Origin of the sequence: Actinocrinis sp. (assembly GCF_035650855.1) — a bacterium.
In the GTDB taxonomy this organism is placed as follows: Bacteria; Actinomycetota; Actinomycetes; order Streptomycetales; family Catenulisporaceae; genus Actinocrinis.
This window is the reverse complement of the sequence record NZ_DASRGV010000255.1, coordinates 20256-30004: the sequence shown is the minus strand read 5'-3', so window position 1 is coordinate 30004 and position 9749 is coordinate 20256. Positions and strand designations below refer to the sequence as shown.

Here is a 9749-nt window from a genome sequence, read left to right as displayed (position 1 = left end):
CGCTCGATTCCGTTAGGCAGGCCGTGGGTCAGCGACGCGGCGCAGAACCCGCCATTGCGACCGGAGGCTGCCCAGCCGATCCGCGCTCCCTCCAGGACGACCACGTCGCGGCCCGGATCCCGCTCCTTCGCCAGCAGCGCGGTCCACAGCCCGCTGTATCCGCCGCCGACGATCGCAAGGTCACAGCGCACGTCGTCGCGCAGCGGCGGCAGTGGCGCGGGGCGGCCGGGGTCGTCCAGCCAGAACGACTGCGGTACGGCCCCGGCCAACGCATGGTTCACGTCCATAGTCACCGCCGCCGTGCCCGTAGCCGACCGACCACGAGCATGCCCGCGATACCCGTCATCGTCACAAGCATCATCATCGACCCGATCACGTCGATCTGCGTCGGCACGGAGCGCTGTACCGCTCCGTAGACGTAGAGCGGGAAGGTGATCTGATCGCCGGCGGTGTACTTGGTGACGATGTAGTCGTCCACGGACAGCGCGAACGACAGCAGCGCGGCGGCCATGATCCCCGGCGCGACCAGTGGCAGCGTCACCTTCATGAACGTCTGGCGCGGGGTGGCGTAAAGGTCCTGCGCCGCCTTCTCCAGCGTCGGATCCATGCCGGCCAGCCGCGACTTGACCGTGACCACGACATAGCTCAGGCAGAACATGATGTGGCCGATCACGATGGTCCAGAAGCCCATCGAGCCGCTGCCGATCGTGGAGAAGAACAGGGTCAGCAGGGTGGCGCCCATGATGATCTCGGGCGCGGCCATCGGGAGGAAGAGCAGCACGTTGACGGCCGGGCGGGCCCGGAAGCGGTGGCGCGACATGGCGAACGCGGCCATCGTGCCCAGGACCGTGGAGCCGATCATGGCCACCACGCCGATCTCCAGCGACAGGCCCATGTGCTGGCAGATGTCGCCGACCGAGCACGGGTGCCGCCAGGCGTCGGTGGAGAACTGGTGCCAGATGTAGTTGTACTTCCCGATCGGCGAGTTGAACGACATGACGAGCATCACGACGTTCGGCGCCAGCAGGAAGACGAAGATCAGCACCGAGGTGGTGGCCAGGACGTGCGCCCGCGTCCACTCCAGCGGACTGCGGCGGCGCGTGGCGCGCGCGGCGGGCGCCTTGCTCGAAGACGTCGCGGTCGTGGACCGGTTCGCGGCGGCGGTGCTGGTAGTCAGCGCGGACACTAGAGCAGGTCCTCCGTTCCGGCCCTCTTGACGTACACCAGGACGATCGCCAGGGTCGCGGCCATCAGGATGACCGACAGCGCGCTGGCCACCGGGTAGCCGGTGGAGTCCTGAAGGAATTCGTGCTCGATGCTCTGGCCGATCACCAGGGTGTTCGGGTTGCCGAGCAGCTGCGCGTTGACGTAGTCGCCGACCGCCGGGATGAAGGTCAGCAGCGTGCCGCCGACCACGCCGGGCATGGACAGCGGCAGGGTGACCCGGCGCCAGGTGGTCAGCGGCGAGCAGTACAGGTCGGCCCCGGCCTCGTGCAGCCGCGGGTCGATCTTCTCCAGCGAGGTGTAGAGCGGCAGCACGGTGAACGGCAGGAAGTTGTAGACCATGCCGCACACCACGGCCGCCGGGCTGGCCAGCACGTGGTTGCCGACGGTGAACCCGATCGCCGAGGTGAAGTTCAGGATGTGCAGGTCGTTGAGGATGTGCACGACCACGCCGTTGTCGGACAGGATCGTCTTCCAGGCGATGGTGCGGATCAGGAAGCTGGTGAACGACGGCACGATGACCAGCGCCATCAGCAGCGTCTTCCACTTGCCGCCCTTGAAGGCGATGAAGTACGCGAGCGGATAGCCCATCAGCAGGCAGAACACGGTGCACAGGAAGGCGAAGAGCAGCGAGCGGCCGAACTGGCCGTTGTACTGCGACCAGCCGTCCGAGAAGTTCGCCCAGTGCCAGGTGAGGGTGTAGCCCTGGTCCAGGCTGCCTTCCTGCACCGAGGCCGAGACCGAGGTGAAGATCGGCACCACGAAGAAGATGACCAGCCACAGCACCGTCGGCGCGAGCAGCAGATAGGGCAGCCGGTTGCGCTTGCGGCGCGGCGCGGGCTCCGGCTCGCCGACCGGCTGCGGCGCAGGAGGCACGCCGACGTTCACCGTCTGCGCACTCATGCAGCCGCCTCGTCGTCGGGATCCGAACCGGCGTCCAGATCCTGCGCGCCGTCGAGGCCGAAGGTCTGCGTCGGGTCCCAGTGCAGCAGCACCGGCTCGCCCGGCCGGTGGATCTCCCGGCCGGTGTTCTGCTCGAAGACGCTCATCTCCTCGCAGCCGGCCTGCGGCCCCCACGGCATCTTGACCAGGTACTGCGTCGAGACGCCGATGAACGAGGTGTCGCTGACCACGCCATCGGTCAGCACGTTGTGCCCGCTCGGGATCTGCGCCGCGTCGGTGGCCAGCGAGACCTTCTCCGGCCGCACGCCCGCGATGATCCGGCCCGTGTCCACCCGGCTGCGCGCGGCCGGCAGGGTGAGCCGCTGGCCCTGCGCGTCGACGCTGATCGTGTCGCCGTCCTTGGCGGTCACCTCGCCGATGATCAGGTTGGACTGGCCGAGAAAGTTCGCCACGAAGGTCGAGGCGGGGTTCTCGTACAGGTCGGCCGGCGAGCCGAGCTGCTCGATCCGCCCGGAGTTCATCACGGCGATGGTGTCGGCCATGGTCATCGCCTCCTCCTGATCGTGCGTCACGTGCACGAAGGTGAGGCCGACCTCGGTCTGGATCCGCTTGAGCTCGATCTGCATCTGCCGGCGCAGCTTGAGGTCCAGCGCGCCGAGCGGCTCGTCGAGCAGCAGCACCTGCGGCTGGTTGATCAGCGCCCTGGCCACCGCGACCCGCTGCTGCTGGCCGCCGGAGAGCTGGGCCGGCTTGCGCCTGGCCAGGTGCCCGAGTTCGACCAGGTCCAGCATCTGCTCGACCTGGTGCTTGACGTCCTTGATCCCGCGCCTGCGCAGCCCGAAGGCTACGTTCTCGAAGATGTCCAGGTGCGGGAAGAGCGCGTAGTTCTGGAAGACGGTGTTGACCGGCCGCTTGTACGGCTTGAGGTCCGTCACCTCGCGCTCGCCCAGGAAGATCCGGCCGCGCGTCGGATCTTCGAGCCCGGAGACCATACGCAGCGTCGTCGTCTTACCGCAGCCGGAGGCGCCGAGCAGCGCGAAGAACGAGCCCTGCGGGATCGTCAGGCTGATGTCGTCCACTGCGGTAAACGCGCCGAACCGCTTCGTAACGCGCTCCAGCCGCAGGTCACTGCCGCCCGCTTTGCCGCCTGTGTCGCCGATCGCGCCGACGCCCGCGCCTGTCTCGATGGTCGCCATGTTCGTCACCATCAGCCCGTCACCTGGAGGTACTTCTTCGTGTACTCGTCGAGCTTGGCGACGGTGATCGCCATGAACGGCTTGGCGGTGGTCAGCTCCTGCGGGGTCGGCACGATCAGCGGGTTCGACGCGGCGGTCGAGTCCAGCGTCTTGAGCGCGTCGACGGCTCCCTCGACCACCGGGATGTAGTTGATGTAGTCGTCCAGCTCCGCCGCGACCTTGGGCTGAAGGTAGTAGTTCATCAGCTTTTCGGCGTTGGTCTTGTGCCGCGCGTAGTTCGGGATGCACATGTTGTCGTACCAGGACAGCGAGCCCTCCTGCGGGAAGACCGTCTTGAGGTAGTCGATGCCGAGCGCGGCCACGTCGCCGGAGTAGGCCATGGTCACCACGGTGTTGCCCTGGGTGAAGTCGGAGAGGTAGTCGTTGCCCGAGTAGGCGCGCACCTGCCCGGCGTCCTTCGCCTTCTGGATGTAGGCGATCGCGGCGTTGAAGTCGTCGTCGGTGAACTTCGAGGGGTCCTTGCCGAGCGCCATCAGCGCGAAGGCGACCGTGTCCTCCATCTCGGCCATCAGCGAGACCTTGCCCTTGAGGTCCGGCCGGGTGAACAGCTCCTTGATCGAGGTGATCGGCGTGGAGATGAGCTTGGCGTTGTAGGCGATCACGGTGAAGCCCGAGGCCCACGGCACCGTGTACTGGCGGCCCGGATCGACCGGCACGTTGGCCATCTGCGCCGTCATGTTGCCGTGGTTGGGGATGTTCGCCAGGTCCAGCTTCTGGATGTAGTCGTTCTCGCGCAGCTTCGGGATCATGTAGTCGGACAGCACCATGAGGTCCCGGCCGGTGTCCTTGCCGCCGGCCAGCATGGGGTCGATCGTCGTGTAGAACTCGTTGTTGTCGTTGATGTCCTCGGTGTAGTTGACGGTGATCCCGGTCTGCGCCTTGAACTCATCGAGCGTCGGGTGCTTGTTCTTGTCCTTCGAGTCGATGTCGATGTACGCGGGCCAGTTGGAGAAGTTGATCACCTTCTCGGTGGCCGAGTAGTCGGTGCCCGCGTGGCCGGTGGCCTGTGCGACCGGGACGGTCTTGTGCGCGGGCGCGGTACCGCAGGCCGCGAGCGACCCGGCGCCGGCAACCGCGAGGCCGCCAACGGCAGCGTTGCGCAGAATGGAGCGCCTGCTTACCGCAGCCGATTGTGCATAAGTCGCGGACGAGCGTCGTAGCGAACCGGCCTGTGCGGCGCGGGCGAGAAGCTGAGCCTGCTCCTGCGCCTCTTCCAGCTGCTGCGGTGTGGCTATGTGTGCGGAGCGTACGGCCTCGGACATCGTGGAAGGGCCTTCCTGCTGGAGACGTGGGGTATATCAGTCCCGTCACGCGCCCGCGGGCGCGGTAGAGAGGAGGAGGGGTGACTGGCTCAGCCGCGGCGCCGGGTCAGGTGCCTGACCCCGCGCGCCAGTGATCTACCGGTCGTATTCAGATGGTGAAGATGGTCCGGTGCCAGGCTTTGCGCGCCGTGCCGGTCACGTCGTGCATGACGTGCTTGACCTGCGTGTACTCCTCGAAGGAGTAAGCCGACATGTCCTTGCCGTAGCCGGACTGCTTGAAGCCGCCGTGCGGCATCTCGCTGACGATCGGGATGTGATCGTTGATCCAGACGCAGCCGGCCTTGATGTCGCGGCTTGCCCGGTGCGCGCGGACCAGGTCCTTGGTCCACGCGGAGGCGGCCAGGCCGAACGGGGTGTCGTTGGCCAGCCGGATCGCCTCGTCGTCGCCGTCGAAGGGCAGCGCGACGAGTACGGGGCCGAAGATCTCCTCGCGGACGATCTCGGAGTCCTGGGGTGCGCCCGTGATGAGCGTGGGCCGGTAGTAGGCGCCGTCGGCCCACCGCGTCCCGCGCAGTTCCGCGGGCTCCTCGCCGCCGACGACCACCTTGGCGCCCTGGGCGCGTGCGCGCTCCACATACGCCGCGACCCGGTCGCGCTGGCGGTGCGAGCTGAGTGGGCCGAGGTCGGTCGCCTCGTCGAACGGATCGCCGAGACGCACCTTCGCGAAGAGGTCGGCGACGCCGGCGACGAACTCGTCGAAGAGCGAGCGGTGCACGTACGCGCGCGTCGCCGCGGTGCAGTCCTGCCCGGTGTTGATCAGCGAACCGGCCACCGCGCCGTGCACCGCCGCCTCGAGATCGGCGTCGTCGAACACGACGAACGGCGCCTTCCCGCCGAGCTCCAAGTGCACTCGCTTGACGGTTTCCGCCGCGAGCTGGGCCACCCGCTTCCCCACCGGGGTCGAGCCGGTGAAGGAGACCATGTTCACATCCGGGTGCCCGATCAAGGCCTCGCCGGCCACCGGCCCGGTACCCGTCACCACGTTCACCACGCCGTCCGGGATCCCCGCCTCGGTGCAGGCCTGCGCGAACATCAGGGCCGTGAGCGGGGTGATCTCCGCGGGCTTGAGCACGATCGTGTTGCCCGCCGCGATCGCCGGAAGGATCTTCCAGGCCGCCATCTGCAGCGGGTAGTTCCACGGCGCGATCGAGCCGACGACGCCGATCGCCTCGCGCCGAACCGCCGACGCGTGGTCCGCCGAGTACTCCGCCTGCGCCTTGCCTTCAAGGTGCCGCGCGGCTCCGGCGAAGAACGCCACGTTGTCAAGGGTTCCCGGCACGTCGAAGCCCGTGCTGAGCCGGATCGGCTTGCCGGTCTGCGTCGACTCGGTGCGCGCCAGCTCGTCCGAACGCCCGTCCAGCAGCGTCGCGAGCCGCTGCAGCGCGGCAGACCGCTCCCCCGGGGCCGCGCCCGACCACTCGGGGAAGGCGCGCCTGGCCGCCGCGACCGCCGCATCGACGTCGTCCGGGCCGGCGAGATCGGCGAGGACGACCGTTCGCCCCGTCGCCGGGTCGATGACCGCCTGGGTCTCGCCGCCGCGAGCCCGCTTGAGCCCGCCGCCGATGTACTGGTGCACGAGAACGCTCCCGGACCCATCCGATCGTGGTCTGCACTGCCTGACTGCTCGCCGCCGTTGCCGGCCGGCCGCCGGGGTTCACAACCTGTCGCCCCGGCTCGGCCGGCACCCTCCGCAGGTCACGGAGGCCATAACCGAGGATCGTGACAGACCGCCGCCCCTGGAACAAGGGATTCCGTCGAGGAAATTCGCTGCGGCGACGGAATCTCGTGGAGTCCGTAACCGACTCCGCTCACCTTCGGGCACTTGCCTCCGCCGCGTCCAGGTGTCAGAGTGCATCCCACTGCGGCCTGGACCAGACACTGTGTCCTGCCGCAGGTAACCGGCTCGTGAAGGCCGGCTCACCCGCTCGCCGCCCCCGTCCGCCCGCGAAGGCAGCCTCCGATGCCCGACGACTCCGTTATCCATCCCGGCTTCCCGACCGTCGCCGAAGTGCTCGCGCTCGACGCGGTGCGGGCGGGCAATCCGCGCGTCGTCGCGGGCGCGGCCGGGCTGGACCGCAGGGTGCGGTGGGTGCACGTGACCGAGCTGACCGACGTGCGCGAGATCCTGCGCGGCGGTGAGCTGGTGCTCTCCACCGCGATCGCCTGGCCGGACGACCGCGAGGCGCTGGCCCGCTTCGTCGCCGACCTGGCCGCCCTGGGCGCGGCCGGGCTCGTCGTCGAGCTTGGCCGCCGCTATCCCGAGGCGCCCCCGAAGCCGCTGCTGCTCGCCGCCGAGAAGCACCGGCTTCCGGTCATCACGCTCGGCCGCGATACACGTTTCGTCACGATCACCGAGGCCGTACACGCGCGGATCATCGACACGCAGCTGGCGGAGCTGCGCGCCTCGGAAGAGGTTCACCAGACCTTTACCGAGCTGGCGGTCGAGGGCGCGGAGCCGGGCGAGGTGGTGCGGCAGATCGCCAAGATGGCGGACCACCCGGTGGTCTTGGAGAACCTGGCGCACCAGGTGCTGGTCTACGACGCGACCGGTTCGACGGACGAAGCGCTGCTCGACGGCTGGGAGGGAAGGTCACGCGCGGTGCGTCCGGCGTCCCGCACCGCCTACGACGAGCGCTCCGGCTGGCTGACCACGGTGGTCGGGGCGCGCGGCCAGGACTGGGGCCGCCTGGTGATCGTGTGCGACGGAGTCCCGGCGCCCGCACCGACCCGGCTCACCATGCTCGCCGAGCGCGGCGCCGCGACACTCGCCCTCAACCGGTTGATGCAGCGGGACCGCGAGTCGCTGGAACGCCAGACCCACCGGACGCTGCTGACCGCGATCCTCAACCACGACCACTCCGCGGCCGAGGTCGCCCTTCGGGCCCGCGCGATCGGCGTCGGCCTCGACGGCAAGCGGCTCGTCGGCATCGTGCTGCGCCTGCGCGGCTCCTCGCAGACCTCGTCCATTCAGGGCGCCACCATCGAGAACCAGGCGCGGCTGCGGGAGCTGACGGACCAGGCGGCCGCGGCCGTGCGCGAGAAGCGGCTGTCCGCGCTGATCGGCTCGGTGGACGAGCATTCGGTCGGCCTGCTGCTCGCGCTGGGCCCGCAGGACCGCGAGGACACGGCGCTGGGCGCGTTCGCCACCACGGTCCGCCGCCTGGCCGGACCCGACGGCGGCGAGTTCGCGATCGCGGTGGGGACCAGCGTCGGGGCGGTCCGCGACGCACGCCGATCGCTGCTCGAAGCGGTGCAGGTGGCGGATGCCGCGATCCGGCAGGTAGGCGGCCCGCCCTACCACCGGCTGGTGGACGTGCGACTCAGGGGTCTGCTTCACCTGCTCAGGGATGACGCGCGACTTCAGACATATGTGGAGCGCGAGCTGGGCCCGCTGCTCGCGTACGACACGGAGCGCGGCACGAACCTGGTCGCGATGCTCGGCATATATCTGGATCAGGGCCGCAACAAAAGCGCGGCAGCCGACGCCGCCCACCTGTCGCGCCCGAGCTTCTACGAGCGGCTGCACCGGATCGAGCGCGTGCTCGGCGTGGACCTCGATTCGGTGGAGTCCTGCCTGTCGCTGCACGTGGCTCTGCTCGCCCTCGACGCGGTGCGCGACCGCTGACGTCTCTGAAGCGTCATGCAAGATACATCGACGCGATCTACACGTAGCGCGGCTACCTGAGCGGATGCTGCCCGAAAGGGCGGTTTCAGCCACAGGCCGTGACCAATCCGCACTCTGATCTCTACGCTGCGCTCAGGTTGTGAGCCGTACGGGGAGGAAAGTCATGCTCGACCGCTCCATCGCGCCGCCGCCCGAGGAGGCGCAGCCCACCGTGGTTGCGCAGGGGCAGGCCGCCGCGATCGAGACGGCACCGCCGAGCGCCGCCGACACCTCGGGCGGGGCGGCGCACTGGCCGGCTCGTCTGCTGCGGTGGACCCGCCTGGATCGGCTCAGCCGCACCGACCGGGCCGCGATCGGCGTGGTGCTCGGCGCTCACGCGGCGCTCGCGATCGTCGTGTACTGCTCCGCGTGGATCCAGGGGGCGAACAACAGCCACCTCCCGCTGACCCGCGGCTACCAGCAATGGGACGGGAACCTCTACGTCAACTACGCGCAGCACGGGCTGTTCTCGGGCGCCTCCGCCCCGAACAACGCCGCGTTTCTGCCCGGCTACCCGCTCCTGCTCGCCGTTGTGCACCTGTTCGTGCGTAACTGGCTCGACTCGGCGCTGCTGCTCTCCCTCGTCGCCGGGTGCGTCGCCGCGGTGCTGCTCAACCGGATGGCTGGCAGCAACCGGGCCGCGTTGTTCCTGTTCACCGCTCCGGCCGCGGTCTTCCTCTGCGTTCCCTACAGCGAGTCGCTGTTCCTGGCCTTCGCGATCGGAGCCTGGTACGCGGCGCAGCGCGGTGACTGGCCCGTCGCCTCGCTGCTGGCCGGGCTCTCCGGCCTGACCCGGATCGACGGCCTCGCCCTGATCCCGGCGCTGGTCCTGTTCGCGCTCCTGCGCGCCGAGCGGGGCCGCCGCCTGAGCTCGGCCCTGATCGCGTCGGCCGCCGTCGTCGGACCGTTCATGTACCTGCTTTACCTACGCCGCGCGACCGGCAGTTGGAGCGCCTGGCAGCAGGCCAACCGCAAGGGCTGGAACCTGTGGATGGACTGGCCCTGGATCGCGCTGCGCAACACCTGGCGCGGCGCGTACGAGTACGGCGACGGATCGGGCGCCTACGCGTGGTCCTTCCAGCTGGAGCTGGTGTGCACGATCGCGGCCGCTGTACTCGTTTTCGTGCTGTTGGCGCGGTGCGAGTGGCCCGAGGCGACCTATTGCGCGCTGGTGCTCGCCAGCATGGTGTTCGTCAACATGCAGCAGGCGGCGGATCGCGGCCTGCTGCTCTGCTTCCCGCTCTATCTGCTGTTCGCGCGCGCCGCAGAACGCCGAGCATGGATCGGGAACGCCTATGTGTGGCTCTGCGCACCGGTCGCCGTCATCGCGGCATTCCTGTACTCGGCCGGCATCTGGTCGAACTGAGCGCGGGCCGAGTC

Annotated in this window: 8 protein-coding genes; 2 read left to right on the top strand and 6 right to left on the bottom strand. The window is 69.1% G+C overall.

Going from position 1 to position 9749, the window contains the following annotated elements; translation table 11 throughout:
* The 6 genes from VFB40_RS18585 to VFB40_RS18560 all read right to left on the bottom strand — a co-directional run.
* On the bottom strand, window positions 1–287 hold a 287-nt coding region (locus VFB40_RS18585), incomplete at its 3' end, for an FAD-dependent oxidoreductase (RefSeq protein WP_324852356.1).
* Between the two features lie 2 nt (window positions 288–289).
* On the bottom strand, window positions 290–1186 hold the full coding sequence (locus tag VFB40_RS18580; RefSeq protein ID WP_324852354.1) for an ABC transporter permease: 897 nt from the start codon (window positions 1184–1186) through the stop codon (window positions 290–292).
* Window positions 1186–2127: an ABC transporter permease gene (locus VFB40_RS18575; protein ID WP_324852352.1), complete on the bottom strand. Its 942-nt coding sequence runs from the start codon at window positions 2125–2127 to the stop codon at window positions 1186–1188. The genes VFB40_RS18580 and VFB40_RS18575 overlap by 1 nt, the downstream gene beginning before the upstream one ends.
* The gene (locus VFB40_RS18570) at window positions 2124–3323 is read right to left on the bottom strand and encodes an ABC transporter ATP-binding protein (RefSeq protein ID WP_324852350.1); all 1200 of its coding nucleotides are present in this window, start codon (window positions 3321–3323) and stop codon (window positions 2124–2126) included. The genes VFB40_RS18575 and VFB40_RS18570 overlap by 4 nt, the downstream gene beginning before the upstream one ends.
* Window positions 3324–3334: 11 nt before the next feature.
* Complete coding sequence (locus VFB40_RS18565; protein ID WP_324852348.1) at window positions 3335–4645, bottom strand: ABC transporter substrate-binding protein; 1311 nt, start codon at window positions 4643–4645, stop codon at window positions 3335–3337.
* Between the two features lie 148 nt (window positions 4646–4793).
* Window positions 4794–6281 carry a gamma-aminobutyraldehyde dehydrogenase gene (locus VFB40_RS18560; protein ID WP_324852346.1) on the bottom strand — a complete coding sequence of 496 codons (1488 nt, stop codon included), beginning with the start codon at window positions 6279–6281 and terminating at the stop codon, window positions 4794–4796.
* Window positions 6282–6665: 384 nt separating this feature from the next.
* Between VFB40_RS18560 and VFB40_RS18555 the strand changes: the two genes are divergently transcribed.
* A complete protein-coding gene (locus tag VFB40_RS18555; protein WP_324839310.1) occupies window positions 6666–8330 on the top strand; it encodes a PucR family transcriptional regulator in 1665 nt (554 codons plus the stop codon).
* 163 nt (window positions 8331–8493) lie between these two features.
* Complete coding sequence (locus VFB40_RS18550; RefSeq protein ID WP_324852344.1) at window positions 8494–9735, top strand: mannosyltransferase family protein; 1242 nt, start codon at window positions 8494–8496, stop codon at window positions 9733–9735.
* Window positions 9736–9749: the final 14 nt, after the last annotated feature.

Bases quoted from the DNA above. Each gene is read 5' to 3' on its own strand.
- VFB40_RS18575 (WP_324852352.1), bottom strand. From the start codon at position 2,127: ATGAGTGCGCAGACGGTGAACGTCGGCGTGCCTCCTGCGCCGCAGCCG.
- VFB40_RS18570 (WP_324852350.1), bottom strand. From the start codon at position 3,323: ATGGCGACCATCGAGACAGGCGCGGGCGTCGGCGCGATCGGCGACACA.
- VFB40_RS18565 (WP_324852348.1), bottom strand. From the start codon at position 4,645: ATGTCCGAGGCCGTACGCTCCGCACACATAGCCACACCGCAGCAGCTG.
- VFB40_RS18555 (WP_324839310.1), top strand. From the start codon at position 6,666: ATGCCCGACGACTCCGTTATCCATCCCGGCTTCCCGACCGTCGCCGAA.
- VFB40_RS18550 (WP_324852344.1), top strand. From the start codon at position 8,494: ATGCTCGACCGCTCCATCGCGCCGCCGCCCGAGGAGGCGCAGCCCACC.